This window comes from Streptomyces sp. NPDC059248 (assembly GCF_042753905.1).
GTDB lineage: Bacteria > Actinomycetota > Actinomycetes > Streptomycetales > Streptomycetaceae > Streptomyces.
Genome location: NZ_JBHYZV010000091.1, coordinates 1 through 26,463, shown reverse-complemented (window position 1 = coordinate 26,463; position 26,463 = coordinate 1). Strand labels below are relative to the sequence as shown.

The 26,463-nt window shown below is 71.5% G+C and carries 18 protein-coding genes, 1 tRNA gene and 1 pseudogene; 9 read left to right on the top strand and 11 right to left on the bottom strand.

All coding sequences use genetic code 11. The annotated features are described in order from the left end of the window. Positions 1–123: 123 nt before the first annotated feature. From ACFXG1_RS28670 to ACFXG1_RS28660, 3 genes are all read right to left on the bottom strand, one after another. Entirely contained in the window at positions 124–1,404 is a 1,281-nt protein-coding gene (locus tag ACFXG1_RS28670) for an MFS transporter (protein ID WP_384715371.1), read from the bottom strand. Positions 1,405–1,486: 82 nt separating this feature from the next. Then, positions 1,487–2,020 (bottom strand): carboxymuconolactone decarboxylase family protein, encoded by a 534-nt coding sequence (locus tag ACFXG1_RS28665; protein WP_384715374.1) that lies wholly within the window; start codon positions 2,018–2,020, stop codon positions 1,487–1,489. Positions 2,021–2,051: 31 nt separating this feature from the next. After that, positions 2,052–2,876: a hypothetical protein gene (locus tag ACFXG1_RS28660; protein WP_384715377.1), complete on the bottom strand. Its 825-nt coding sequence runs from the start codon at positions 2,874–2,876 to the stop codon at positions 2,052–2,054. A 156-nt stretch (positions 2,877–3,032) separates the two neighbouring features. On the opposite strand from ACFXG1_RS28660, the gene ACFXG1_RS28655 reads away from it, so the two are divergent. Then, a complete protein-coding gene (locus ACFXG1_RS28655) occupies positions 3,033–3,902 on the top strand; it encodes an alpha/beta fold hydrolase (RefSeq protein ID WP_384745158.1) in 870 nt (289 codons plus the stop codon). 608 nt (positions 3,903–4,510) lie between these two features. Next, positions 4,511–5,329: a hypothetical protein gene (locus ACFXG1_RS28650; protein ID WP_384715383.1), complete on the top strand. Its 819-nt coding sequence runs from the start codon at positions 4,511–4,513 to the stop codon at positions 5,327–5,329. Positions 5,330–5,554: 225 nt separating this feature from the next. Here ACFXG1_RS28650 and ACFXG1_RS28645 read toward each other — a convergent pair whose 3' ends face one another. After that, a complete protein-coding gene (locus tag ACFXG1_RS28645) occupies positions 5,555–6,478 on the bottom strand; it encodes a LysR family transcriptional regulator (RefSeq protein WP_384745161.1) in 924 nt (307 codons plus the stop codon). A gap of 77 nt (positions 6,479–6,555) precedes the next feature. On the opposite strand from ACFXG1_RS28645, the gene ACFXG1_RS28640 reads away from it, so the two are divergent. Together ACFXG1_RS28640 and ACFXG1_RS28635 are read left to right on the top strand one after the other, a co-directional pair. After that, the gene (locus ACFXG1_RS28640; RefSeq protein WP_384715386.1) at positions 6,556–7,557 is read left to right on the top strand and encodes an EamA family transporter; all 1,002 of its coding nucleotides are present in this window, start codon (positions 6,556–6,558) and stop codon (positions 7,555–7,557) included. Further along, positions 7,554–8,273, top strand: coding sequence for an NAD(P)-dependent oxidoreductase (locus ACFXG1_RS28635; protein ID WP_384745155.1), 720 nt, complete (start codon positions 7,554–7,556; stop codon positions 8,271–8,273). The genes ACFXG1_RS28640 and ACFXG1_RS28635 overlap by 4 nt, the downstream gene beginning before the upstream one ends. A 128-nt stretch (positions 8,274–8,401) precedes the next feature. Here ACFXG1_RS28635 and ACFXG1_RS28630 read toward each other — a convergent pair whose 3' ends face one another. The 3 genes from ACFXG1_RS28630 to ligA form a co-directional block, all read right to left on the bottom strand. Beyond that, positions 8,402–10,021, bottom strand: coding sequence for a flavin monoamine oxidase family protein (locus ACFXG1_RS28630; protein ID WP_384722777.1), 1,620 nt, complete (start codon positions 10,019–10,021; stop codon positions 8,402–8,404). Positions 10,022–10,085: 64 nt separating this feature from the next. Then, the gene (locus tag ACFXG1_RS28625) at positions 10,086–12,086 is read right to left on the bottom strand and encodes a hypothetical protein (protein ID WP_384745153.1); all 2,001 of its coding nucleotides are present in this window, start codon (positions 12,084–12,086) and stop codon (positions 10,086–10,088) included. A gap of 422 nt (positions 12,087–12,508) precedes the next feature. Further along, positions 12,509–14,548, bottom strand: coding sequence for an NAD-dependent DNA ligase LigA (gene ligA / locus ACFXG1_RS28620; RefSeq protein ID WP_384717973.1), 2,040 nt, complete (start codon positions 14,546–14,548; stop codon positions 12,509–12,511). Positions 14,549–14,753: 205 nt separating this feature from the next. On the opposite strand from ligA, the gene ACFXG1_RS28615 reads away from it, so the two are divergent. Beyond that, positions 14,754–15,911, top strand: a complete 1,158-nt coding sequence (locus tag ACFXG1_RS28615) for a serine hydrolase domain-containing protein (RefSeq protein ID WP_384745150.1) — start codon at positions 14,754–14,756, stop codon at positions 15,909–15,911. Between the two features lie 352 nt (positions 15,912–16,263). Here ACFXG1_RS28615 and ACFXG1_RS28610 read toward each other — a convergent pair whose 3' ends face one another. Beyond that, positions 16,264–16,611 (bottom strand): hypothetical protein, encoded by a 348-nt coding sequence (locus ACFXG1_RS28610; RefSeq protein WP_384745148.1) that lies wholly within the window; start codon positions 16,609–16,611, stop codon positions 16,264–16,266. A gap of 320 nt (positions 16,612–16,931) precedes the next feature. Here ACFXG1_RS28610 and ACFXG1_RS28605 point away from each other — a divergent pair. From ACFXG1_RS28605 to ACFXG1_RS28590, 4 genes and pseudogenes are all read left to right on the top strand, one after another. Further along, positions 16,932–17,153, top strand: a pseudogene (locus ACFXG1_RS28605) (IS110 family transposase); the annotation flags it as partial. Positions 17,154–18,811: 1,658 nt separating this feature from the next. Continuing rightward, complete coding sequence (gene tap, locus ACFXG1_RS28600; RefSeq protein WP_384719226.1) at positions 18,812–21,049, top strand: telomere-associated protein Tap; 2,238 nt, start codon at positions 18,812–18,814, stop codon at positions 21,047–21,049. Positions 21,050–21,058: 9 nt separating this feature from the next. Further along, the gene (tpg, locus tag ACFXG1_RS28595) at positions 21,059–21,619 is read left to right on the top strand and encodes a telomere-protecting terminal protein Tpg (RefSeq protein WP_384745146.1); all 561 of its coding nucleotides are present in this window, start codon (positions 21,059–21,061) and stop codon (positions 21,617–21,619) included. A gap of 71 nt (positions 21,620–21,690) precedes the next feature. Next, positions 21,691–21,764, top strand: a tRNA-Trp gene (locus tag ACFXG1_RS28590). A gap of 533 nt (positions 21,765–22,297) precedes the next feature. Here the strand turns inward: ACFXG1_RS28590 and ACFXG1_RS28585 are convergent. The 3 genes from ACFXG1_RS28585 to ACFXG1_RS28575 form a co-directional block, all read right to left on the bottom strand. After that, entirely contained in the window at positions 22,298–22,834 is a 537-nt protein-coding gene (locus tag ACFXG1_RS28585) for a hypothetical protein (protein WP_384723469.1), read from the bottom strand. A 763-nt stretch (positions 22,835–23,597) separates the two neighbouring features. Continuing rightward, positions 23,598–24,242, bottom strand: a complete 645-nt coding sequence (locus tag ACFXG1_RS28580) for a flavodoxin family protein (RefSeq protein WP_384707289.1) — start codon at positions 24,240–24,242, stop codon at positions 23,598–23,600. Positions 24,243–24,684: 442 nt separating this feature from the next. Further along, positions 24,685–24,846, bottom strand: a complete 162-nt coding sequence (locus tag ACFXG1_RS28575) for a hypothetical protein (protein ID WP_384707286.1) — start codon at positions 24,844–24,846, stop codon at positions 24,685–24,687. Positions 24,847–26,463 lie beyond the last annotated feature (1,617 nt).

Here is a 26,463-nt window from a genome sequence, read left to right as displayed (position 1 = left end):
GTAGTCGTCGGCAGCGTCTCTTGTGTATAAGAGACACCCATCGCCGCGGCGGGCCGCCACCGGCCGCCCCCGATGACTTGCACCCGCCCGGCCGGGCGGGTCCAAGACATCGGGGGCCGTGTTCTAGGCGGCTTTCGCGAGGGTCGAACGGTTCGCCCCGGACGCGGACGCGGACCCGGCATGGGCCGTGGCTCCCGTCGCGGCCCGTCGTCCGTCCCGGCGGGGCCAGAGGAGGAGCGCCCCCACAGTGCCCGTCCCGGCGAGAGCCGCGAGGACGGACCAGGTGAGCGTGAACCCCCCGTGCGTACCGAGCCATCCCGCGACGGGGTACGTGATCAGCCAGGCCAGGTGCGAGAGGGAGAACTGGGCCGCGAAGACCTCGGGGATCGCGTTCGGTTCCACGGAGGCCCGCAGGATGGTGCCCGTCGGTGTGATGACCAGCGCCATGCCGGTGCCGATGGCGGTCCAGACGATCGCGGTCCCGGCCCAGGTGAGAAGGCCGGCCGCCATGAGGACCACCGCGGAGACGGTGGCCCCGACGAGGACCACCGCGCCGGTCGTCATGACGGTGCGAGGAGTGGTCCTGCGGAGTACACGGGGGAGTACCAAAGCCGTCAGCAAGGTCCCGGCGCCGGATGCGGCGAGCATCCACGCGACGTCCGACTGCGAGCCGCCGAGGCCGTCACGCACGTGGTTGACGGTGTTGACGACGACGATCGAGCCGGCCGCCGCGACCACGACATTGAGCGCCATGACGCCGCGCAGCCGCGGTGTCCCGAGGAACGTCCTGATCCCTCCCACCGCCTTGTCCCATGCCCGGCTGTGGGCACTGGGCCGGGCGTCGGGGATGCGGGTGGACAGGACGAGTACGGCGGATACCAGGAATCCGGCGGACGTGCCCAGGAACAGCCGGTCGAAGCTCATGAACGCCAGGGCGGCCGCCGCCAGTACCGGACTGAGCAGGCTCTCCATGGTGGAGGCGACCTGGGAGGCGGACAGGGCGCGCGTGTAGTCGGACTCCTCGGTGACGATGTCGGGGATGACGGCCTGGAACGTCGGGGTGAAAGCCGCGGACGAGGCTTGGAGCAGGCCGATCAGGACGTAGATGTGCCAGACCTCGGTGACCAGCGGCAGTGCCAGGACGACCGCGGCGCGCACCACGTCGAGGAGGGCCAGGAAGGCTCTTCTGGGGAAGCGGTCGACGTATGCGGCGGTGAGGGGAGCGATGACCACGTACATGACCATCTTGACGGTCAGGGCGGTGCCGAGGACCGTGCCGGCGTTCGGTCCCGCGAGATCGTAGGCGAGCAGCCCGAGGGCCACTGTCGTCAGCCCGGTACCGAACAGGGCGATGATCTGCGCACCGAACAGGTTGCGGTAGTCGCGGATGGCGAACAGGCTCATGGCGTGTTCCTTTTCGTGTCCGTACGGCGGGCCGCGGCCTCGGGTCTGAGGCCGCGTCCCGCGGGCGGCGGCGGGGATGTGGCTACGCATCGGCGCCACCGCTCCGCGGTGTGAGTCCGGCGAGCAGGTTGAAGGCGCCGGTCAGGATGTTGAGCGCGACGACACCCACGACATCGGCGATGGCACGGTCGCTGTAGCCGTGCTCCCGCAACGCGGTGACGTGCTCGTCGGTGATCGACGTCGGCTCGCGGTAGATCCGGAGGGCGAGGGCGATGATCGCCGCGGTCGCGGGATCGGCCGAGGTGCCCGCACGGGCACGCTCGATCTCGTCCTCGTCCGCTCCCGTGGCGCGGGCGGCACCGACATGGGAGTCGAGACAGAGCCCGCAGCCCTGCTGCGCCTGGATGGCGATCGAGATCAACTCACTGGTCCCGCGGTTGAGTTTGGCCCGCCCCATGGCCCGGCTGAGCTGGAGGTAGCCGCCCAGGACGGCGGGCGAGTGCGCCATCGTGGAGACCATGTCGCCGAGCTGCCCGTGGCGGGATGCCAGCTCGCCGAGGAGGTCGCGTGAGGCGCCGACCGCGGTGTCGGGTGTGAGTCGGGTCAGACGCGGCACGGCAGTCCTTCCTGAGTGCTGGTCCATGTGATCAGTGGTGTGCATGGTGTCCGTGGTGTGCATGGTGGTCGACGTGGTCGGGAGCCGCCGTGGTGCGGACGGTGAACTCGGCCGTCCGGACGGTGTCGTCGTGCTGGAAGTCCAGGAAGAGCCGGTAGGTGCCGCTCGACGGCGCGGTGGCCATGAAGCTGATCCCGGGGCCCGGCTCGGTGATGCCGTCGCCGGGCTCGCCCTCCGGGTGGACATGGAGATAGCCCAGGTCACCGGCGCGCAGCGCGACCAGGTGTCCGTACGCGGCGAGGTACGGCTGCAGGTCGGTGACGGGCTGCCCGTTCCGGCTCACCGTCAGTGTCAGGTCGCTCGCCGCTCCGGGCACGAGCCCGCCGTCGAGGGTGACGGTGTACTCGCCGATATGAGCGGTACGCGTCTCCTCGGGAAGCGGCCGGGGGTCGTACAGCCCGGCGACCGAGGCGTCGACCCCCAGCGTCATGGTCCCGTCGTGGCCGCTCGGGTGGATGTCGGCGAAGAATCTCCAGGCGCCCGGCGCCAGAGTCAGCTCGACGCTCCAGGTGCCCTTCTCGTCCATCACCGGGTGTACGTGCTGGAACCCGGCCGTGTCGCGCCGGACGGCGATGAGGTGCAGCTCCTTGTCGTGCTCGGGCGTGAACGCGGTCACCGGCCGTCCGTCGGGACCGGTGATCCGGAAGGTGACCGTCTGGGTCCCGGCGGGAAGGATCGCCGACGCGAACTCGAGGGTGTATCCGTTCTCGGAGACCGACAGCCCGCCGGGACGGGCTCCGCCGTGGCCACCGTGGGCGGCGTGGCTGGTCATGTGGTGTCCGTGACTGGTGCTCATGATGTCTCCGCCTGTGCGAGGTGTAGTCCCGTGTGGTCCGTGTTCTGAGAACAGCATACCCCCCGGGGGTATTTCCGCAAGAGGGAATTCGCCGGTGGCGCACCGCCTTGGGGGGAGCCGACCCCGGGCCCCGGTGGCACCGGTAGGTTCTTCACGGTGACAACCACGGAGACGCAGGGTCGTGTGCCCATCACCGACGGAGCACGGCTGCACTGGACGGCACGGGGAGACACGGCCCGGAAACCCGCGGTGATCCTGCTCCACGGCGGCCCGGGCCTGCCGGACTATCTGGGCGATATCGCCCCCATGATCGCGGACCTGGCACCCGTATACCGGTACGACCAACGCGGCACGGGCCGATCACCGTGGAGGGGACCCCATTCCCTCGCCCGGCACGTCGACGACCTCGCGGAGCTGCTCGACGCGTGGGACGTGCCCCGGGCCGTACTGATCGGGCACTCCTACGGCACCGATCTCGCGAGCCGGTTCTGCCTGGGGCACCCCGACCGGGTCGCCGCGATGCTCCTGATGTGCGGGCCGTTCACCGGCGACTGGCGTACGGGCTACCGCACGGAACGCGCCCGCCGCATGTCGCCGGCGCGGCAGGAGCGCTACCAGGCCCTGGGAAAGCTGCCGCACCGCACCGAGGACCAGGAGATCGAGCTCCTCACACTGGCCTGGTTCACCGACCACGCCGACCCCGGACACGGCTGGCACCGGGCGGCCGGAGACGCCCGCCGGCGTCGCCCGGTCAACTGGTCCATGAACGCCGAACTCGGCGCGGAAGCACACCGGGACCCGCTCGACGGCCACCTCGCCGACCTCCGCGCGCGTCTGCCCGCGCGGACCGAACTGCTCGCCGGCGCCGACGACCCCCGCCCCGTCGCGGCCCTCGCCTCACTCGCGCACCGCCTCACGCTTCCCCTGACCCGCATCGAAGACGCGGGCCACGAGCCCTGGCTGGAGCGGCCCGACGCCGTCCGCACACACCTCCGGCGATTCGTCCGGGACGCCGTGCGCGCATAGGCGCCACCCGCGGGTCGCCCCCGCGGCGGCCCCGGCTGCGGTTGCGGCACGGCTACGACCGGCGCGATGTCGTGTACGCGAACGCGAATCCCGAACGCGGTCCGGCTCGGCCCTGAGGGCGACGCGACCACGGTCACCGGGAGGACGGACCGGCCGAGGCCCCGGGACAGGGAGCCGACGCCAGCCGGATCCGGTCTTCCGACCATGCTCGCCGGGGCGGTTCACTGACAGTGTCGTGTCCGCGACGGTGCGAGCAGGGGGGTGCGATGCGGAGCAGCGGTCCCGTCGGTCCCCTGGGGATACCGGTGAGCGGTGTCCTCCAGCCACCGCCCCAACCCGGTGGGATCCGTCGGTGGCGCCCACAAGCGGCGTTCGTGCCCGCGCGGCCCCGGCGGGTCGCCGGTGCCGTGGTGCGCCGAACGGCGCCGGGCTCGGCGCGCGGACCGCCGGTACGCACCCCGAACCGTGCGCGTGTTCCGGCCCCCTTTCCGGCACTTCGAGACGGGACACCGACATGCCTCCACCCCTCGTGGCCACCCTGAACCTCGACGACGCCGACGACGCCGACGCCACCGCCTTCGCCACGTTCGTCAACGCCGTCCGGGACCATGCCGCGGCCGCCGAGCGGGGGCAGGTCGACGTATCGGCGACTGTGGCTCTTCCGAGGCGACTACTACGTCCGCTACAACCTCCGGACCAGCTCCGTCGCCATGGGCCCCCAGCACATCCACGAGGGCTGGGCACCACTGAGACGCAAGGCGTTCGTCGACGGCGTCAGCGCCGTACTGCCCTGCCCGGGCCCGATCCCCAAGAAGACGGAGATCTGGATGTTCCACGACGACCTCTATCTCCGCTTCGACCTCGAGAACGACACCCTCGCCCAAGAGGCGCGCCCGGTCGCCCCCAACTGGCCCGGCCTGGACACCCACGGATTCGCCGACCACGTCGACGCCACCATCCCCAAACCGAAGGCGGCGGGCGAATCCCCTCACGCATGGTTCTTCCACGACGACCAGTACCTGCGGTATGACCTCGACAACAACAAGGTCGTCGTCCCACCGGCCCCCATCGCGAGCGGCTGGACCGGACTGAAGGGCACGGGCTTCGAGTACGGCATCGACGCGGCCCTCCCCGACCCCGAGGACTCCGACACCGTCTGGATCTTCGCCGGAGACCAGTACATCCGCTACCACCTCGAAGAGGACAAACGCATCATCGGGCCCACCCCCATCGCCCAGACCTGGACCGCCCTGCGCGACACCCCCTTCAGCAGGCGCGTCGACGCCGCGTGCATCCGCCCCGGCACCAAAGAAGCCTGGCTGTTCAGCGGCGACTCCTACATCCGCTACGACCCGCGGAAGGACGAGATCCTCATCGGCCCCAAACGCATCATCGACGGCTGGAACCTCGGCTTCCCGGCCCCCTGACCACCCCCTTCGGCCCCGCGCACCGGCACACGACGGTCCTCTCGCCACACCGCTCGCGGCGAGAGGCCCGGCCCCGCTCGACGGCCGCCTCGCGGCGCGCCGGACACGCGAAAACCCCCGATCTGCTCACCCTGCCCACGTACGGCACGTACCAGCACACGTACGCGGACATGCTCGCCGTACACGACGGACTGATAGCCACCGGACCGCCCTCGGCCGTACGCGTCACGTCCGCCGGCTCCGTCCGCCCGCCGCCGGGCCGCCGACCGCCCTGACGCCGAGGGTGTCCAGCAACGCCCGGGTGGCGGGGCTCGGGTTGAACTCGTTCCACACCAACGACTCCACACGGCGCGGCCCGTCGAGGACCGGCACCAGCGCGAGCGCGGGATCGTCGTCGGCCAGGGGACGGACGAACGCCGACGGCAGCAGCGCGACCCCCAGCCCCCGCACGATCAGCCGGGTGATCAGCTCCGCGATCCCCGCCTCATAGGCGACGTCGCGCGTGACACCCGCCGTGGTGAACGCCAGATCGGACTGGGCCCGGGCGGGCGTGCCGTTCATGAAGTCGACGAACGTCTCATCCGCGACATCCGCCAGCGTGACCCGCGCACGGCCCGCGAGCCGGTGCCCCGCGGGCACGACCAGGACATGCTCGTCGTGGTCGAGGACGAGGACCGCAACGCCCGAAGGCTCCACGCCCTCGGGCAGCCCCAGGAAGGCGATGTCCAGCTCGCCCCGCCGGACCGCGTCCGCCAACTCGTCACTGCCCCCCGCCCGCAGCCGGACCCGCACATCGGGATAACGGGCCCGGTAGCGCTGGAGCAGCTCGGGCACGTCCACCGCGGCCGTCGTCACCAGCACCCCCACCGCGAGCCGGCCCCGCACCACCCCCGCCGCCGCCGCCGCGTCCACCGCGGCCCGATCGGCGGCGGCCAGACACTCCCGGGCACCCACGAGGAACGCCTCCCCGGCACTGGTCGGTTCAGTACGCCGGCTGGAACGGGCGAACAGCCTGACCCCCAACTCCCGCTCCAGGTCGGCGATCCGGTGACTCAACGACGACTGCACCACGGAACAGCGTTCCGCGGCCCGGGTGAAGTTCCGCGTCTCGGCGACCGCGACGACGTAACGCATCTGCTGGAGATCCATCCGGCCATCGTTTCTGTTCATGGCTGCTATGACAAGCATGCTTTGGAACCATCGATGACGAGGGAGAGACTCGGCTCATGCCTCCTTCGACCGAGCGGCCGCAGAGACCGCGAAGCGCCCCGCCCGCACACCGGGCGGCGACCGTCGCGCTGACCGCGCTCGCCCCCGCCGCCTGGGGCACCACCTACGCCGTCACCACCGAACTGCTCCCGCCGGGACACCCGTTGTTCGCCGCACTGATGCGCGCCCTGCCCGCCGGGCTGCTCGCCCTGGCGGTCACCCGCGTCCTGCCGAGGGGAGACTGGTGGTGGAAGGCGACCCTTCTCGGCGCCCTGAACATCGGCGCCCTCTTCCCCCTGTTGTTCGTGGCCGCCGAGCGCCTCCCGGGCGGGGCCGCCGCCACCCTGTCCGCCGCCCAGCCGCTCCTGGTCGCCGCCGCGGCCCGGGCGGTCCTCGGCGACCGGCCCACGGCATGGCGGTGGATCTGGGGAGCCGCCGGAGTCGTCGGCGTCGGACTCGTCGTCCTGGGCCCCGGGGCCCGGCTGGACGCCGTCGGAGTGGCCGCGGGGCTCGGCGGTACGGCGGCCATGGCCGCCGGGATCGTCCTGACCAAGCGCTGGGGCCGACCGGCGGGCGTAGGCCCCATGGCGTTCGCCGGGTGGCAGCTCGCGGCCGGCGGAGCACTGCTGCTCCCCCTCACCCTCGCGGTCGAAGGCGTCCCCGCACGGATCGGCCCGGAGGCGGCCGCCGGCTACCTGTGGCTGGGAAGCGTCGGCGGGCTGATCGCGTACACCCTGTGGTTCGGCGGCATCGGCAAGCTGCCGGTGGGCGCCTCCGCCCCCTTGGTGCTGCTGTCCCCGCTGGTCGCCGCCGGCATCGGTATCGCGCTCGGGGAATCCCTCAACGCGCCCCAGTCCCTGGGGTTCGTCCTCGCCCTCGCCGCCCTGCTCGCCGCACAGCTCGACCCCCCGAAAACCCTCCGCCTCACCGCCCGCGCCCGCCGTGACCGACAGGCCCCACGACCCGAGACCCCCCTCCACGACCAGCCCGCACCAATACGAGAAGGACGGACCCGATGACCACGCACACGCCCCACGAGCCCCACACCTCCACCAAGCCCCTGACCATCGCGGTCATCGGCGCCACCGGAATGGTCGGCAGCCGGGTGATCACCGAAGCCGGCACGCGCGGGCACCGGGTCCTCGCCCTGTCCCGGAAGCCCACCGGCGACGACCCCGGCGTGACACCCGTACCGGTCGACGCCGGCAACGCCCGGGACCTGCGCGAAGCGTTCACCGGCTCCACGGCACGCCCCGCGCCGGACGCGATCGTGCTCAGTGTCAGGACCGAGCCCGCCGACCCGGTGTTCCTGACCGGAACCACTCGTACCGTCCTCGACATCGCGGCCGCGCTGAACATCCGCGTACTCGTCGTCGGCGGCGCCGGCGCCCTGCGCAGCCCCGGCACCCCGGACCTCCTGATCGCCGACGACCCCGCCTACGTCCCCACCCACCTGCGGCCCGTCGCCGCCGCCGGGATCGCCCAGCTACGCGCCGCCGAGACCCACGGCCACCACGACTGGGTCTACCTGAGCCCGCCCGCCCTGCTCCAGCCCGGCGAACGGACCGGCCGCTACCGGCGCGGCACCGACACCCTGCTGACCGCGGCGGACGGCCGCTCGTGGATCAGCGCCGAGGACCTGGCCGTCGCCGTGCTGGACGAGATCGAATCCCCGGGCCCCGAGCGGCACATCACCGCCGTCCACCGCGAACCCGGCGAACACCCGGCGACCTGAACCGGCAGCCACCCCTGCCCCGGCTGGGCAGGCGAAGCCGGGGCAGGGGTGGCATCAGGCCCGGCGGATGCGCCCGGCCCCGCCTCCGTCCCCGGCCCTGCGACGGGCGCGTCCGCCGATACGCCGGGTCAGGTGGCCAGCGCCCGCGCGTGCACCCGTTCGACCGCCCGGCGTGCCGATGCCATCGAGCCGTGCTGCCAGCCGAGCGCGTTGCTGAGCCAGTCCCCGGCGAACAGGACGCGCCCGGCCGGTTCGGTGAGCGGCCGGAACCCCGGGCTGTTCACGACCGAGTTGTTCTGCGCGTCGGCCGCCTGCCAGCCGCTTTCCAGGAAGGGTTCGAGTCCCCACAAAACAGAGACCGAGCTCGCCAGTTCGGTGCGGGCCTTCACACCGTGTACCCGTTCGTTGCGTTTCACCGCCTCGGCCGTCCGCCGGGCGGGGGACAGGGGGTGGAGTGTGTTCTCCGCGCCTTCGAAGAAAGCGACCATGACGCCGCGTTCGGTGTGGAGGCCGTGGGACGGGTACCACAGTGATCCGTCCCGGCCGTACGAGGTGAGGCCGCCGTAGACGGCGAGATCGTCCTCCCACCAGCGCCTGCGGTACTCCATCGCGATCTTGGCGGGGTGCTCGGGCACAAAGGTACGCAACAGGGCCGTCACCTCGGCCGGAAGCCCGGCGATACCCGCCGCCACCAGCGGGGGCGTCGTCACGATGCAGTAGGAGGCGTCGAGTGCGCCGGTGCCTCCGGGACCGCGGTGGGTGACGCGTATCCCCTGCGGGCCTTCGGTGATCGAGGTGACCTCGACTCCGCACCGGATCCGCTGCCGGCCGATCCGGTCGGCCAGGGCTTCGACGATACGATCCATGCCGCCGACCGGCTGGAGCAGGGTCGACGCCATCTCGAAATCGGCGTCGAGGTGCCAGTGGCCCGCCACCTGCCGGGAGAACACCCGACTGAGTGAGGAGGCCGGCGGTGGCAGCGGCACGCCGGGTGCTCCCGCGGCGCCGGGGGGCACCGCGAAGCCGCGCCGTCCCGGCGACGCCGCGTAGGCCCAGTCGTCGGCCGGGCCGCCGATGCCGCCGGTGGTCACGAGGAACTCCAGGAGCCGCTCCTTGTCGATGGCGGACAGCTGTCCGTCGAGCAGCCCTCGGTCCGTCACCTTGGCCAGGAGTTCCGCGATGACGCCGTACGCGTCGGAGCGTGCGGTCTGCATGCGCGTCACCGCTCCCGGAGCCTCCGGGTCGTACACGAACGTGTTCTCGTTGGCGACCGAGAACACCTCCAGCGGCACTCCGAGTTCACGGCAGTAGTCCGTGCTGAGTGCCCATTGCGGAAGCATCCCGGGTCCGGCGTTGAAGTACTGGCCGGGCGCGAGGCGTGCCTGCTGGGTGAAGCCGTTCGTGTCGGTCAGGGTGTCGCCCCCGCGCACCGTGAGACTGCGGCCGCCGATCCGCGGGCGGGCGTCGAGGACCGTGACGTCGTAGCCGGCCTTGCGCAGTTCGTAGGCGGCGGTCAGTCCGGCCACACCCGCTCCGACCACCACGACACCGGCCGCGCTGCGACCGGTGAGGGTGAAGTCGGACGCGCGCGGCGCGCGGAACGGCGAAGGGGCGGCGCTCGCCGCGGTCGGGGCGAGGCCGAGCGCGCCCATCGCCGCGAACACGGCCCCCGCGCCGCCCGTCGCGCCCACGGTCCGCAGGAATCCCCGGCGGGAGCCGGACAGGTCGGGCGGTCGGTAGTCCGTCATGAAGATGCCTCCTCGGCATGGGTAAGAGCCCGCTCGATTCATTAATCGATCAGTCGGTCTATTATTAAAGCCAGAAGCCGGCCACGATCAACCCGTTCGGCCGAACAGTGGGGTGCACAGAGCATGCGCGGTACGCGCCGACGGCGGGGGCGTGGACGTCCACCCCGCGGTGAAGCGAGCCCTCGTGGCCGCCGCCTTCGGGCGGCCGCGACACCCGTAACGGACGGAGACTGCCCCCGTCGGCCGGCGCGACAGCCCGGACCCGGGGGAGGAACGTCAAAGGGGCGGCTCTCAGTGACAGCTGCCGCCCTCCTGGGCGGCTCCTTCCGTCCGGCAGAAGCAGGAAGCCTCGATCGGTACGTCGGCCAGAGCCGCGGCCGTCTTCAACTGCTGCGCGATGATCCGCGCTTCCCCCATGCGCCCGAGCCGGACCAGGCATTCGTGAAGGCCGTGCAGGGACCACACATTGCCCGGGTGCTGGCAGGCTCGTGGGAGGGCGTCGTGGGGGGGGGGGGGGCGCCCGGGGCCGGGGGCGGGGGCGGCGGCGGGGGGCCGGGTGCGCCCCCACGCCCCCCAAGGGGGGGGGGGGGGGGGGGGCCGCGCCGCCGCCCCCCCCCCGCCCCCCGCCCCCCCCCCCCACGACTCGTCCCTGTTCCAGCAGCAGCGCGCCATAGGCGTGCCGGGGCGGCTGCATCCAGCCCCAGGGCTCGTCGTACGGCAGGCTGTCACTCAGCTCGATCGACCGCCGGAGGGCCGCGAACGCCACATCGACGTTGCCGTGACGGTACTCGAGTTCACCGTCGAGCATGGCGGCGGCGATCGTGAGGATGTCCGCGCAGGTGTTGTTGAACAACATACGCGTCTCCTGGACCCGCCCTGCCGCCTCACGGAACCGCTCGCGCTCCGTCTCGGCCTCGCTCACACGGCCGGTCGCGGAAAGGGCGACACCCCGGGCGTAGTGCAGCATCGCCGTGGTGGTGCTGTACAACTCCGGGTCGTGGGGGAAGGGCAGACCGAGGACGTCGGACCAGCGGCCGAACCGGATCAGCGCATGTACCCGCATCGCCGAGAAGGCTTCCAGCCAGTCGGCCATCGGGGGACTCTGCACCCGCAACAGCTGCTCCGGAACGGCCGCCTCCAGCTGTTCGACTGCTTTCAGCGCCACCTCGGACTGCCCGAGGAACATCGCTCCGTAGATCTTGAAATGAATGTTGTGGCACCGGTACAGGGTGTAGAAGTTCATCGCGCCGGCCCGGTCGAGGACCTTCGCGTCCACGGCGATCGCGGCGTCGTTGTCCCACACGACCCGCCGGTAGTCCCCGCACAACACCTCCAGATGCGAGGGCATGTGCGCGAGATGCCCCGCGTCGGGCACCAGCCCGCGCAGCCGGTCGGCGACGGGCAGTGCGCGCTCCGGGTACGGAGACATCTCCATCAAGTGGATGTAGAGGTGCACCACCCCGGGATGATCCCGCCCGCCGGCCGCGGCGAGCGCCCGCTCCAGCACCGCCTTCGCCTCGACCGTCCGAGCGCCCGCGGCGGGCTCGCCGGTACGCACGTCCCACAACCGCCAAGGCGTGAGATTCATCAGCGCGTCGGCGTAGAGGGCGGCGACATCGAGATCGCCGGGGTCCGACGCGTAGGCGGCGCGCATGCTCTCGGCGTACGGCTCGTTCCAGACCGAGCAGTCCTCGACCGGCGTCGCCCGCGGATAGCGGGCGCGCAACGCCGCGATCAGAGCCCGTTCGGCGACCGTGGCACCGGCGGCCTTCTCCCGCGCGCGCTCGACCGCCGCATGGGTCCGCTCGACGGTACGGGCGAGGTCCCGCGCGTCGAAGAACTCCCACGGCTTGTTGTAGTTGGGACCGAGTGCGTACGCGATCCCCCAGTAGGCCATGGCGCAGTCGGGGTCGGCCTCGGCGGCCTTCTCGAAGCAGCGGACGGCCTCCTCGTGGTGGAAGGCGTACGTCCAGACCAGCCCGCGATCGAACCAGAGCTGAGCGACGGGGGAGGACGTGGTCACCCGCCGGGTGTGCGTGCCGAGGTCGTAGTAATCGTCGGACATTGCCTCGTCCCCTACCCGATCAGCCATGCGTACCATCCCGGGGGTTGCATCGTGCCGGACGCCGTACGGGCAACCAAAGTAGTCGTGATCCCGTACCCGCGCCGGAGGATCGGGGCGACACACCGCCGGGGTGAAGGGTTCACCCGCCGCAAGGAACACGGGCCCCGCCGCCCACCCGGTCCACCCCACGGCACCCCGCGGCTCGCGCGACACCCCGTGACACGGGTCGAGGCCGACTCCGCGCTCACCCCGCACATCTGCGGGGGAAGCCGCGCCTGGGCAGGAGAGCCCGCCCACCACGGATCCGTCGACCGCGCCGCGCTGACCGCACCTCCGCCGCACGCGTCGGCGAACCCTCGAGACCGGCCGGCAGAGCGCCCGGTGCCGCGGCAGGGGCGGGCCCGGCAACGGACCCTGCCGGTTCAGGAGAGGTGGTCGGCGACGAGGACGGCGAACTCCTCGGGGCTGAGGACCTTGATTCCCAGACTCTCCGCCTTGGCCTTCTTGGACCCCGCTTTCCCCCCGGCCACGACGAGGGACGTCTTCGCCGACACGCTCCCCGACGGGGTCCCGCCCGCCCGCTCCACCAGCTCGTTCATCGCGGCACGGCTGTACGACTCCAGCGGCCCCGTCATCGTCCCCGTACACACCACCGACTGCCCGGCCAGCGGCCTGCCCCCGCTGTCGGGCCCGCTCTCCCGGACGGGCTCGGTCAGGTTGACCCCGGCAGCGGCCAGTTTGTCGATCACGGGCCCAAGGGCCGCGATCCGGGCGGCGATGACCACCGCCTTCTCCGCGCCGATCCCCTCGACGCCCTCCAACGCCGCCGCGTCGGCCGCCCGGATCGCGTCCATGGTCCCGAAATGGGCGGCCATCCGGCGCGAGATGCTGCGACCGGTGCCCTTCACCCCGAGAGCGCACAGCACCTTGTTCAACGGCCGGGACTTCGCCGCCTGGATCTGCCCGTACACGGTCGCGCCCCGCTTGTCGCTGCCGGCCGCGAGCGAGAGCTGCTCGACGGTGAGCGCGAACAGATCGGCGACATCACCCACCGCCCCGGCCCCCACCAGGGCGTTCACAACGCCAGGACCGATCCCGTCCACATCGAGCTGCTCCCGCCCCGCGGCGTAGAGCAGTGCGGCGGGCAGCCCGCACGCGACCCCGTCGGCGCACCGCCACCGCTCCTCGCTCTTGTCGATGGCACCGCCGCAGCTCGGACAGGCCACCGGCTCGGGAATCTCCGTCTCCTGCCCGGTACGCAGTTCGACGACCGGCGCCTCCACCCGGGGGATCACCTCGGCGGCCCGGTACACCTCCACCACATCGCCGATCCGGAGACCCCGCTTGCCGATATCGGCCCAGTTGTGCAGGGTCGCCGACGTGATCGTGGCCCCTCCGACGAAGACCGGCTCCAGCAGGGCACGCGGCGCGATGTAGAATCGGCCCGCGTTCCACTCCACCCCCAGCAGCCTCGTACGGGCCCGCTCGGCGGGCAGCTTGTACGCCACGGCGAAGTACGGGAACCGCGAACCGGACCCGGCCGCCGTGTGGTCCTCCAGACTGTTGGCCTTCACGACCACCCCGTCGATCTCCACCGCGAGACCACCGCGCATCGTCCCGATCTCCTCCACCCGCCGCTGCACCTCGTCCACCGATGCGCACAGGCGCAGTCCGGCGTCGGTCGCGGCCGTGGTCTGCACACCGGCCCGGGCGACCCGCGCCATGACCTCCGCGTGGGTCGGCGCCCCCCGGAGAAACGAACCGCCCAGCTCGACCGCGCCATACGCGTAGAACGACATCTCCAGCCGGTACGGACGGTCCTTCGCCCGCACGGTCCCCGCGGCCCCGTTGCGGGGATTGGCGAACGGCTTCGCCCGATACCGCTCCCGCACACGGTTGGCCTCGGCGAACTGCTCCCGGGTGAAGAGGACTTCCCCGCGGGCCTCGAACGTCACGGCCTCTTCCAGCCGCGGCGGCAGGCCGATGACGGTGCCGATGACGTGCGAGACGTCCTCTCCGCTGCGGCCGTCCCCACGGGTCACCAGCTGAACCAGCCGCCCGTCACGGTAACGGGCGCAGACGGCGACACCGTCCAGCTTCGGCTCGACCGTGAAGCCGTCCCGCACGGCCCGGCCGGTGCGTCTGACCAGGGACGCTTCCCAGTCCATCAGCTCCGTCCCGTCGAAGACATTGTCCAGCGAGAGCATGATCGCGGTATGGGCGACATCGCCCACCGGGGCCGTACCCGCACCGACCTTCTCCGTCGGCGAGTCGGGCGAGACCTGGTCCGGGTGGGCCCGCTCCCACCCGGCGATGGACCGCAGGAGCAGGTCGTAGGCCGTGTCGTCGAGAGGGCTGTCACCGTCGCCGTAGTACAGCGCGGCACACTGGCGGGCACACTGCACGGCGTCCTGGTACTGGGCAGGACTGAGCAACGCCGTTTCGGCGGGAAGGGTGGTCATAGAGGCATCCTTGCTCAAGCCACTGACAACGGGCCGACTCCCGACCCCCGGCGGCCCTGGGAACAGTGCGGTGCCCCGCCGTCCCGGCCCGGGGCGGGCCGTCCGTGAAATGGCCGGTTGAGGCTCAACTCCGTGATGTCGGGCAACAAGATCCCCCTGTGGAGGAGTCCTCCTTGTCGACGGAAGCCGATCAAGGGAGACCGAGATGACAACAGGTACGGTCCGCACAGCACTCGCCGCCGTGGTGGCGGCGCTCGCCACCGGAGCGCTGGCAGCCCCTGCCGCCGCGCATCCCACCGCCGCCGAAGCGGGCAGCGATCGGCACGGAGCCACCCAGCGGGCCCTCGAACAGGCCGTACGGGACGGGGTCCCGGGCGCCGTCGCCGGCGCCCGCGACCGGGCCGGAAGCTGGAGCGGGACCGCAGGCGCCGGCGACCTCGGCACCGGCAGGGAACGAAAGACCCGGGACCGCTACCGCGTCGGTTCCATCACCAAGACGTTCGTCGCGACCGTCGTGCTCCAACTGGAGGCCGAAGGACGACTCGACCTCGACGACACCGTCGAACGGTGGCTCCCCGGCACCGTGCGGGGCAACGGCCACGACGGCCGGCACATCACCCTGCGCCAGCTCCTCAACCACACCAGCGGCATCTACAGCTACACCTCCGACCCCGGCTTCCAGACGAAGATCTTCGGCGAGGGCTTCCTCCGCCACCGCTACGACACCTGGACCCCCGGGCAACTGGTCGGCCTCGCGATGCGGCACCAGCCCTACTTCGCCCCCGGCACCGGCTGGCAGTACTCCAACACCAACTACACCCTCGCCGGAATGATCATCGAGCGGGTCACCGGCCGGGAGTACGAGGCCGAGATCGAACACCGGATCCTGCGCCCGCTCCAACTCCACGCCACCTCCGTCCCCAGGACCAGCCCCCGGATACCCGCCCCGGCGAGCCGCGCCTACTCCACCCTCTCCGACGACCCGGCCGCGATGATCCACGACGTGACCGCACTCAACCCGTCCCTCGCCGGAGCGGCCGGCGGCATGATCTCCGACTCCAAGGACCTCCAGAAGTTCTACCGCGCCCTGCTGCAAGGCCGACTGCTCCCGCCCGAGCAGCAGAACGCCCTGACCACGACCGTGCCGATCGACCCCCGACAGCCGCGGTACCGATACGGCCTCGGCCTCCAGTCCACCGGGCTCAACTGCGGCAAAGAGGTCTGGGGCCACGGCGGCGGCATCCACGGCTCCCAGTCCGAGGCATTTGTCACCCGGGACGCGAGCCACTCGCTGGCCCTGAACTTCAACGGCGACTGGACGGGGGACACCGCAACGGTGATCGAGGCGGAATTCTGCGGATAACCCCGAGACTCACCGCCTCCAAGAAGCCCCGCCGGGCGGTCGAGACCGCGCGGTTGCCGCCGGCAGCGAGGCTCCGCCCGATCGGCATCCATGTGAAGGCCGCGAACACCGACGCGGCGCTGTGAGGGGGTCGACGGGTTGTGCCCGGGCTCACGGCCCTGCTGCGGGGCCGAGGCGCCGACCAGAGTTGTGGTTGATCGGGACGCCGGTCGTGCCGGGGGACGCCTGCGGCGCTTGGCCCCTGAAACGCTCTGCTCCTGGGTGCTTCACACGTCGCGAGGCAGTGCCAGCATCGCGCCGCCATCCACAGTCCCTGAGGTTCCCCGCAACAGGAGACCGTTCCGCTCGGCGGTCAGGCGGGAACACCGGCCCGGTTCAGGACGGCGGCCATCTCGCTCTCGGGGAGCGCCGGGTTGGCGCCCGCGCTGTAGGACGTTTCAGGGATGTGGAGGACCTCGCGGAGACGGTGGAGCGGCAGGCGCGGGTCACCGGCCGCTGCCTGCCGTGTCCGGACCACGGGGTCATGGCTGAGCCGTTCGACCAGCGCGGGCGCGGCGGCCGGGTCGCGGATCGCCAGCCGGCGGTAGTGCCCTTCCGGATGGTCCGCGTAGCGCGCGGCGAGACCCCGGCGGGGAAAACGGGGGTGTGTCTCCGCCATCCAGGCGGAGAGCGTCCCGCCGAGCCTCGCGTACACACGCATCAGGACCTCCTCCGGAGTATCGGGGTGGTGTACGCCCAAAAGAGCCTCCACGCGGGGATCCTCGGTGCGCACGAGCAAACCCAGAAGGTCAGGCGGCAGGTGAGGGCTGTGGGCGGCGCTGCACCGGAGTAGGGGATGGGCGGAGGCTGCTGCCCTGCGCAGCACTTCGGGGTCGGTGATCCCGTCTCGTACGCACTCCACCATTCCCCCGGAGAGGGGATCCACCGTGAAGTCGATCGCCATGCGCCGGGTCTCGTCCAGTTCGGGTCTGAGGGAGACCGCGAGCCGTACGGCCCCGTCGGGGTCGGCCGCGAGCCGCTCCCTCCCGGAGAGGAAACAAGCAGCTCAAACGGGCTTTCTTCCTCTCCGCGTTCGCCGCCCTGAGCGACCCGGCCTCGCGGATCTACTGCAACAAGAAGATCATCCAGGGCAAGCGCCACACCCAAGCCCTGCTCTGCCTCGCCAGACGACGAGCCGACGTCCTGTTCGCCATGCTCAGAGACGGCACCTTCTACGAACCTCGGACAACCGGAACGAAGTGAGGGCAACGACCCTGCCTGCGAACGAAGATCGCGCAGGCCACAACGGCAGCCCTACATGTCGTGAACCTCCACGGAGAACCCCTCTGCAAGGACGGAGCTCAGGTGCTCCGCATGCGCACCCAGCCATTGGCGCGCGTCAGAGAATTTCGCCGTCAGTTCGACGAGTACGTAGTCCTCGGCGCCATCAGTCGACCCACCACAGACGCAGCAACGGAGACGCTGACTGACCGCACCCGTCCACTCCGGTCCGTTCCCGCCCGCTGTCACCGTCTCATCATCAACATGCACGAGCACATCGTTCCAGGCGCCCTAGAACAGCCCCATCCACCTTGACCAAAGAGATACGGGCACCCCCGCCCCCGCCGGGGTTCAACTCACCCACCGCCTTCCTCCTCGGGCTCGCCGTCGGCCAACTCGTCCCCGGCCCACTCTCCGGCCGGTACGGATGCCGGAAACCGATCCTCGGAGGAACCGGCGTCTGCGCATTGGCCACGGCACTGTGCGCCCTCGCCCCCATCGTGGCGCCGCCGGCCGGTGGGACACTGGTGAACGGCTCCGGAGGCCGGCGCGCGGTCTTCTGGGCACCGGCCGGCTCCACCGCGCTCGTCTTCCTGGCCGCGCTGCTCCCCGTCTCGGAAGGCCTGCCCGCTGAACACCGGCACACCGGTGGCACCCGGACCACGATCGAAGCCGCCGCCTCAGTCCTGACCGACCGCTTCTACCCGGGCTGCGCACTGGCCTTCTGCTTCGCCGCAGCGCCACCTTGTTCTGCTCCATCGCCGCCTCCCCCTTCCTGCTGCAGAACGTTCTGGCCCTCAGCGTCGGTGGGTGATCCACGGCCTTCGCCGCGGGCGCCCTCACCGCCACCGCCTCCAGCGCTGCCGCGCCCCGCCTCATAGGCCGCTACGACCCCCGGCTCCTGCTGAACACCGGACTGGCCGTGCTCCTGGTGTCCAGCACCGCCGTACTGCTCGTCGCCACCACCGGAAATCTCAACCGGCTCTGGGCCCTGGGCCTGGTCGGCATCGGCTTCCTCGGTCTCGGGCAGGTCTTCGCCACCGCCCCCGCACTCGCCCTCGGACGCGTGCCACACGCGGCCGGTACCGGTTCGGCAGTGCTCGGCACACTGCAAAGCGCCCTCGGCGCGGCCGTCGCCCCCCTGATGGGCCCCGCGGGCGACCGCACCGCGACGCCGCTCTTCCTCGGCATGACCACCTGCGCACTGATGGCCACGCTCGCACTCGCCGACGAACGTGAACGCCCGCATCCGGCATGTATGGCACTGAACAGATCACGGCACCACCGAACTACTCGGCGCTGTTCACCATGGATCGTCCGAGTGAGGCAGGCAGGGGACCCCGAGGCGACTGTGTCATTCTGGCGCGATCTCGTGAGTTCATGTCAGCAACGCTGGCCCGCCCGGCCTGCCGCCTCTCCGCCTTGGCCCCGGCGGCGAACACCGACGGGTCCCGCTGGCGGGGCGAGGGTTGAGCCCGCCGCTACCACCGGCTCGGGCGCCCAGCCTTTGAGCCGAAGGAGCAGGCGCCGTCCTGGCGCCAGTAGTGAAAGAGGCTGCGTACGCCTTGCGTACGCGCGTCGTACGCAGAATGAGCGAGGCAAGTGGGTTTCGTGGGGTAGGTTGAGTCAGGAGGTGTTCCATGTCCGAGTTGTTCGACGCGGTCGACGCACTGCTCTCGTCCCGCGCGGTGCTGCCGCCTCCGGCGGAGCGCAAACGGCTGCGTGCCGCGCACGGCCTGACGATCGACGAGGTAGCGGGTGCGCTGAAGGTACGGCGGGCCACGGTGTCGGGCTGGGAGGCCGGAAAAACTGAGCCCCGTCCGCCGGAGCGCGACGCCTACGCGCGGCTGCTCGAAGGACTCGCCAGGCTCTACCCCGCACCCGCCCAGCCGCAGGAGCCGGACACCCCGGCCCTTCCCGCCGCGTTCACCGGCCCACCCACCCCGGCACAGCCTCCGCCCGCCACCCCAACTCCTGAAACCACCTCTGTCACCGGGCCCGAGAGCTCCCTGTCCCCAGCTCCGGGCGCCGCCCCGGCCGTGACCGCCGCTCCGACCCCCGCACCGCGCACCGGCGGGATGTCGTCGGCGTCGCGCCAGCCCCGGCCTCGGCGACCGGCCCCGGCCGGAACTCCGGCAGGGGCAAGCACTGATCCGCGGTTCGAGAACGGTCCACTGGCCGTGGTCGACGTCGAGGACGGGCAGGTGCTGGCGTACTGCACCGCCGGCCTGGTCCTGGACGTCCCCGCCAAGTCGATCCCGGCCCTGGTGGAATGGACACTGCGGGAGGCGAGGCTCGGTCAGCCGAAGCTGTCCGGTCCGGGCAAGGACGCCGACCCGCTGCTCGTCCTCACGACGGCCGCGTGCGAGCGCTACGGCCTCCCGGTCACGCTCACGGAGGAGGAGCGGATCGCCGGGCGGATCCCGGAGGGGCACAAGGCCGTCAAGCAGCTCGCCCGCGCGGAGTGGAAGCTGACCAAGCGCGGGTTCGGGCCGTGGGCGAGGATCTACCGCCCCGCGACCGGCTCCGAGCGGGCCTGCGTTCAGCTGTGCATCCCGTCGTGGAACGCGCTCGACCCCCGGCACTGGGCCACCGCCGGGCAGCTCCCGCCGGCCCACCTCGCCCGCGTCCTGGGTGTGTACGCGTCGAGGGTGATGACACCGCGCGGCTCGACCGCGGTGACGGGGCTGGAACTGATGACCGGTCTGCACCCGCCGACCCGGGCCTCCGAGCCGGACGCCGACGGCAAGCGGCACTCCGAGCACAACCCCGGCTCCCTGGGGAAGGACCCGGTCGATCCGGCACCGTGCGAGGCCCCCGACGGCCACCCGCTCCTGGCGGACCTGCCCCGGTTCCACATCCGCGGCCCCGGCGAGAAGCTCTTCGAGGAGTCGTTCGACTGGGCGCGTCCGATGACCGATGCCGAGTGCACCCTGCGGCATCTGGTCGGCATCGACGTGAACATGGCCTTCGCCGCCGGAGCCAACGGACTGACCGTCGGCCTGGGCGCGCCTGTACACGTCACGAACCCGGTGTTCGATCCGAAGCTGCCCGGCAGCTGGCTGGTCGACCTGTCCCACGTCGACCTGTCGCGTGTGAAGGTCGGCAAGGAGTGGGTGGAGCTGGACGGCGGCCTGCTGCCCGGCCCGTTCACACCGAAGGGCGACCGTCCCGGGGGGCCCGCCTGGTACGCGACCCCGACCGTGGCGTACGCCCAAGAGCTCGGGTACGACGTCGCGCCGGCCGAGGCGTACGTACGGTATGAGAACGGCCGTTACCTGGACGGCTGGTACCAGCGGCTGCGCGATGCCTACCTCGCCACGATGGCCGACCTCGGCGTCCATGCCGACACCTCGCCGGAAGACTTCCTCGCGGCCATGGACGGCTACCGCACCCGTGACCCGGAGCTGGCGTTCGTGGTCTCCGCGGTCAAGGCGACGGTGAAGGGCGGCCTGGGGAAGCTCCGCGAGCGGCCCCGCGGCGAGGGGTGGCGGCCGGGCGAGCCGTGGCGGGCCCTCGCGCGGCCGACGTGGCGGCCGGACATCCGTGCCGCCGTCATCTCCCGCACCCGGATCAACCTGCACCGCAAGATCGTGAAGCACGCGGCGTTCACCGGGCGGTACCCGGTGGCCGTCAACCACGACTGCGTCGTCTACGCGGCCGGCGGCGGGAGCCCGCTCGACTTCCTGCCGTACCGGGAGGGCAAGCCGCTGCCCGGAGGGTTCAAGCTCGGCATCAACCCCGGCCTGGTCAAGCACGAGGGCACCCAGTCCGTGCTGTGGGGCGAGGAGGTCCGCGAGCGGTTCGACGCCCCGGAGCTCAACCTCGCCCGCTACATCAAGGACGGCACCGTCACCGACGCCGACAGCGGCGAGTAGAGGAGTGCGATGAGCAAGGAGTTCGGGGGCGGGCTGGACCAGGCGGTGCAGAAAGCGTTCACCCGCCCCGCCCCCCGGGCCGCGGGCACCCGGATGCGGTACCTGGTCAAACAGCTCAAGGGCACGAAGGCGGTCGCCCGGCTCCTCGGAGTGTCTCAGCGCACCGTGGAGCGGTACGTGAAGGACCAGATCAAGAAGCCTCGTCCGGACCTCGCCCTGCGGTTGGAGCGTGAGGTGATGGCCCGGTGGCAGCCGGAGATCAGGGCGATGGCCCGGAAGAAGGCGGCGACCACCGACGGTATCGTCGTCGACATCCATGCCCGCATCGGCTACACCGCTCCCATCGGCTCGACCGACCAGGACCGGGTCCGCCACATCACCGTCGCCCTCCCGCCCCGGTATGCCGCCCGGATCCTCGACGCCCGGGAGCAGGGAGCTGACGAGGGCCGGCTGCGTGAACTCACCGCGGAAGCGCTCAAGGAGGTGTACTTCCAGGACAGTGGCCGCCGCGCCGGCCAACTCGAGGAGGTGCGGATCAGCGACGTTCTGGACCTGGAGTTCGAACTGTAGCCGCCACGTCTGGCTGGAAGGAAAACCCGTTGTGGGGCGGGGCGCCGTGGTGCGATGCTGGCAGCTGCCGAAGGGGTGTAGCTCAGATGGCCAGAGCGCCGGTCTCCAAAACCGGATGCCGCAGGTTCGATTCCTGCCACCCCTGCCCCACGCAGCGCCCCTGCCGATCCGGACGGGGGCGCTGCGCGTCTTCGTGGGCAACCCGTCGCCGTGCCCACGGCCGGCCGATTCGTCCGCCCCGACGGTCCCCACCGGCGGCTCCTGAACGCCCGGCCCCGGCGGCGGGCCGCTGGTGTGCAGTCACCCCGGGTGCCGGGACCGTGTGACCGTCTCAAGCTTCTGCGAGGCCCTGGCCGGGGACATGAACGACGCTGGTCCCTGCGTTGGACAGGTCGGGCCGGTTGTGTGGTGATGCGTCCGGGGCGCTCGGCGATCCACGGACCGAACCGCTCGGGCAGCTCTGTCCACGGTGTCCGATGCGGTCCTGCGGGCGTTCCTCCGCCGAGGCTGCCGCGGAGGCTCCGACCTGACGCCGGAGCGTCGGGAGAGGGCCCGTAGCGAGGCGGAGACCGTGCGATGACGCCCTTCAAGAGCCGAAGCCGCCGAGCAGGAGGCGCAGGACGGCTGATACGAGCGCGGAGGTACGAACCCGACGGGGCTGCCCAGTCCGGTTCCGCGTCACGGCGCCGGCCGGCCCGGGCCCGGCCGCGGCATCCCGGCACGGGCGAGGGCCTCCTCGTGCCGGCCGGCCTCGCCCAGCAGCCAGATCCGGTTCGAGCTGAGCCGGGGCGAGTGCTCCTCGACGAAGTCGGCACTGCGCTCGTCGAGGAGCGCCGGGGCGTCGTCCATCCGGCCGGTTTCGTTCAGCAGATGGATGACTCCCCAGAGGCAGGCGTGATCGTCGTCGAACGTCGGACGACCCGCCTCGGCAGCCTCGTCGATCCGGCTTCTGCGGGCCGGCGGTTCGGTCAGGGTCCAGGGGAACCGGTCCGGATACGCGGCAGTTGCGGCGTAATACCGCAACACGGTCTCGGCCTCATCGGCCTGGCCGTCGTCTTCCAGCGCCCGCGCGTAGTGGGCGAGCGTCTCACCCGCATGCTGTCCGGCACCCAGGGCGCGCAGTCCCTCCACGCGCCCGCACCGCTGCAGCAGCTCGGCGTAGGCGGTGAGCGTGTTCTGGACCACGAGGCGCCCGGCTGCGACGTACGGCCTCATCGGCCCGGCCCGCACGTTCCGGGACCTGGGCCTGGAGATCCTGCGCGTTGCCGGGGCTGGAACTCCACCGCTCTCGCCACGGGCACTGCGGGCCCGCTCGGCTGGCGGCGCGATCAGCTGCAGGACCTGCCCGTCGCGGCCCTAATCCTGAGCCAGGTCCACGAGGGCGGACAGGATCCGCCCCTTCTCCAGATGCGGTGCGAGTACGGTCATCGCCTCGTACAGCAGCGCCGCGAAATCGTGCCACACCCACTCCGGGGCAAGGCCCTCCTCGTCCCCAGTGCCTGCTCCACCTTCCCTGCCCCGAGCAGGGCGTCGGCCTTCTCCCGGCGCGCGGTTCCACCCGGCTTCGATGAACGGCTGCAGCACGTCCAGAGCCCGTTCGTCCTCGCCCGCCCGGGCGCAGAAGCATTCCCCAGCTCCACTTCACCCTGCTCCACCAGCATGGTGACCAGGTGTTGCGGAGGGCGATGCCGGGGCTTTTGGGGCTGTGCGGTGCCTTGTTGTGATGCCCCCCAATGGGGAGCGTGGGACACAGCTGTGTCGGCAGTGTGTTTCAGGCTTCCGGAATTCGCACCTTGCCGCGTGGCGTCCGGTTCCGCCGTACCTCTGCCGAGGCGCACTATCATCCCACCGGTGTGCAGCCGAAGCCGTGCACGACAGCGGAGGCAACCGGGTGGAAGGAACCCGCCGGGATATGCGGACGAGATCATCAGGGGTTCGAGGCGGGTTCTCGGCGCGGTGAAGGGGTTGGGGGATGGTGTTATTCCCCGGTTCCGGGGTACTGCGCGGGCGGTGCTTGCCTGGTGAAGAAGGTTTTGGCGCGGGCCGCTGCCCGTTCGTCGTCGCGGACCTGTCCGGGCCGGGAGCCGTTGCCCAGGAGGATGCCGCCGAAGTTCATCCGGAGGAACGCGGCGGAGTTGTTGAGGGTGGTGAGCAGCCCGTCGGCGACGCTCTCCTCCCGTTCGGCCATGACGGTGACGCCCCACAGGGTGCGGCCGGCGATCCGCTTCTGGAATTCGAGGTCACGGTCGCGGGTCCAGCCCGACCAGTAGTCGAGGTAGCGCTTCATCTGCGCGGAGACCGTGTACCAGTACAGCGGGGAGACCAGGACGATGTCGGTGGCTGCCAGCGTCAGCTCGCGCAGCTTCCGCTCGGCGTCGCTCATCGGCCAGGAGCCGCTCTCGTGCCGCCCGTCCTGGAAGTCCGGCAGATCCAGCTCCCGGAGATCCACCCATTCCTGCCGCACACCGGCGGGCAGTTGTTCGGCGGCGGCACGGGCCAGGATCTCGCTGTTGCCGTCGGCTCGGGAACTGCCGAGCACGAAGAGGAAGGACCGGCCGGCGAAGCCGGGAACGGCGGCGGACTGGGGCCGGGGCCGGGTACCGGGGTGGGTATCTGAAGTCATGTGTCCCTCAACTCGCCTGCGTCCCGGGCCAATTCCGTCCCGGATACCGGTGATGGCCGCCCCCCGCACATGCACTCCGCGCCCGCAACGCGGCGCCGTACCGGGCAGGCGCGGACAGATCACTGTGTGATCGGCCGCGCCCGGGATCAAGCGCACACGCGCAGATGCGGCGGCGGAGAACTCCTTGCAGGCGGCCCACGTAACCGTCGATGGTTCCACGACGAGGCCCCCGTGGACCCGCCACCGGGGGCCGAGAGGGCCCTCGCGAAACCGGAGGCGGAGGCCCTCCCCGGCTCGCTCTCGCGGTGCGCCGGGACGGCCTCGACGGCGAGGTGCCGGCCGGCGTGCAACCCTCCCTCCGGGACGGCCCGCTTCCAGCTGCTCTTCCCTGGCACTGAGTGATCCGGGCGGAGCCTTTGAGCCAGACCGCTACCGGCAGTGGTCACGGTCCGGTGAGGATGTCGTGGCCGCCGATGCGCCGCCGGATGATGTGCTGCTTGCCGGGAATTATCGTCTGCTCCTCCTCGCCCGCCAAGAACTGCTGCACCCTGACCGGACGGTCCAGGGTATAGAGATCCGTGATGCTGGACCAGTGCTGCCCCACCAGCGTCGCCCGCAACTCGGACCAGCCGTCATCGACATGCTCCTCGACTGTGCCCGGGCGGCGGCCGCGGCGATCCGGGCCCGTAGCCCGGCCGTGGTCGACCTCGCCCCGGCGGCCGCCGGGGTCGCCGCGATGGTGATCGTGATGAACGGGGACGGCACCTTTCCAGCGCCGTCACCTCCTGGCCGAAGCCCGTCGTCACTCGCCCTCGTCCTTCGAGGCCGTCCCCCCGCGAACCCGGCCTCGACGACCAGTTTGTGGATACGGCCGTCGCCACGCACTGCCTCGATATCACCGATTCCGGAACGCTGCGCGTCCGTGCGCCGGCCCACCGCCTCTGCACCACCTGCTGGACCGACGCCGGCCTGCGACCCGCCCGCCGGCAGCCGGCCATCCCGGCCGAGGACCATCAGCCCCCGCCCGACACGGACACGCCGCGCACCCTCCGATTCCCCGACCAGCTCTCTCCCGACAGGGGTGCCCCGCACGTGCCTCGGCTCCCGGACCGGACGTCAGGGGAGTGGGCGGCGGGGGAGTGGGAGATCCCCCGGGTCCCGCTGCGCTACGACCGGGCCGCCCTGGCGGCCGGGGTGGTTCGCGAGAAGCTCTGCACCACCCTCACCGTGAGCGGGCGGGGGTATGACGTCGTGGTCGCGCATCAGCAGGCCGCCGTGCCGGAACCCTCCCGCCCTCGGCCGCCGAGCCCGACCGTGACGATGACGGCCAGGAGCCGGAGGCCGAACCGCGGGAGGCGATCGACCTGACGGTGGTGCTGGCCTTGGTCGCCGGACAGGACGTGGAACCGGCCGGGGGTTCCGGGGGCGGGGAGGGCCGTCGGCGCATCGCGCACCGTACCGTACCGTGCCGGACCGGACTGTACCGGACCGGGACCGGGGCCGTACCGGGATCGGACGGTTTCCAGTGTCGCCCGCGTCGCGTGCTACATCGACAGGAGCCGGATCCGGCACCCAGGAGCCGGATCCGGCACCTGGGCGGCTTCAAGGGGTATGTGTCCTTCGAGCCTGAATCCGGACTGTTCACCGCCGTCGTGCTGAGCGGTGGTTACGGGTCCGGCAGCCACGGCCGCCGTCGCTGCCGGCCTGTCGGCCTGCTGGCGGGCGGGGAAGGGGGTACGGGGTTGACCGTGTTCGGGGATTTCGCCTGTGGTACCGGCGGGCTTGCGCGCACGGCTCCGTGCCGACTGCCGCGTTCCGGTGATCGGGCCGCCGCCGACGCGGCGGGCCGTCCCCGGCGGTTTCGCCATGGGCGACTTCCGGATCGGCCGCGTGGCCGGTGTCGTGATCTGCCCTGCCGGGCATACCGCCGGCTTCGGCAGGGTCGGAACGGACGGCGCCCGGGCCGCCCGGTTCGAATGCATCCGCACCGGCTGCCCCCCCCCCGGGAGCGTTGCACCACCTCCGGGGGCGGACGCACCCTCTACGTTCACTCCCGGCAGGGGCTGCTGACCGCCGCCTACTGCTGACGAATCTGCGACTCAGAACACTGGGTCGTCCTTTGCGGACTAGGTGTATTGACCTGCAACGTTGTTAACGCGGCTGATCGGCGGCTTGCCGGCCAGTGCGGTGTGGCTGCGGTGGTGGTTGTAGGTGTGGAGGA

Bases quoted from the DNA above. Each gene is read 5' to 3' on its own strand.
- ACFXG1_RS28670 (WP_384715371.1), bottom strand. From the start codon at position 1,404: ATGAGCCTGTTCGCCATCCGCGACTACCGCAACCTGTTCGGTGCGCAG.
- ACFXG1_RS28660 (WP_384715377.1), bottom strand. From the start codon at position 2,876: ATGAGCACCAGTCACGGACACCACATGACCAGCCACGCCGCCCACGGT.
- ACFXG1_RS28650 (WP_384715383.1), top strand. From the start codon at position 4,511: ATGCCGCGGCCGCCGAGCGGGGGCAGGTCGACGTATCGGCGACTGTGG.
- ACFXG1_RS28645 (WP_384745161.1), bottom strand. From the start codon at position 6,478: ATGGATCTCCAGCAGATGCGTTACGTCGTCGCGGTCGCCGAGACGCGG.
- ACFXG1_RS28640 (WP_384715386.1), top strand. From the start codon at position 6,556: ATGCCTCCTTCGACCGAGCGGCCGCAGAGACCGCGAAGCGCCCCGCCC.
- ACFXG1_RS28635 (WP_384745155.1), top strand. From the start codon at position 7,554: ATGACCACGCACACGCCCCACGAGCCCCACACCTCCACCAAGCCCCTG.
- ACFXG1_RS28630 (WP_384722777.1), bottom strand. From the start codon at position 10,021: ATGACGGACTACCGACCGCCCGACCTGTCCGGCTCCCGCCGGGGATTC.
- ACFXG1_RS28625 (WP_384745153.1), bottom strand. From the start codon at position 12,086: ATGTCCGACGATTACTACGACCTCGGCACGCACACCCGGCGGGTGACC.
- ligA (WP_384717973.1), bottom strand. From the start codon at position 14,548: ATGACCACCCTTCCCGCCGAAACGGCGTTGCTCAGTCCTGCCCAGTAC.
- ACFXG1_RS28615 (WP_384745150.1), top strand. From the start codon at position 14,754: ATGACAACAGGTACGGTCCGCACAGCACTCGCCGCCGTGGTGGCGGCG.
- ACFXG1_RS28610 (WP_384745148.1), bottom strand. From the start codon at position 16,611: ATGCGTGTGTACGCGAGGCTCGGCGGGACGCTCTCCGCCTGGATGGCG.
- tap (WP_384719226.1), top strand. From the start codon at position 18,812: ATGTCCGAGTTGTTCGACGCGGTCGACGCACTGCTCTCGTCCCGCGCG.
- tpg (WP_384745146.1), top strand. From the start codon at position 21,059: ATGAGCAAGGAGTTCGGGGGCGGGCTGGACCAGGCGGTGCAGAAAGCG.
- ACFXG1_RS28585 (WP_384723469.1), bottom strand. From the start codon at position 22,834: ATGAGGCCGTACGTCGCAGCCGGGCGCCTCGTGGTCCAGAACACGCTC.
- ACFXG1_RS28580 (WP_384707289.1), bottom strand. From the start codon at position 24,242: ATGACTTCAGATACCCACCCCGGTACCCGGCCCCGGCCCCAGTCCGCC.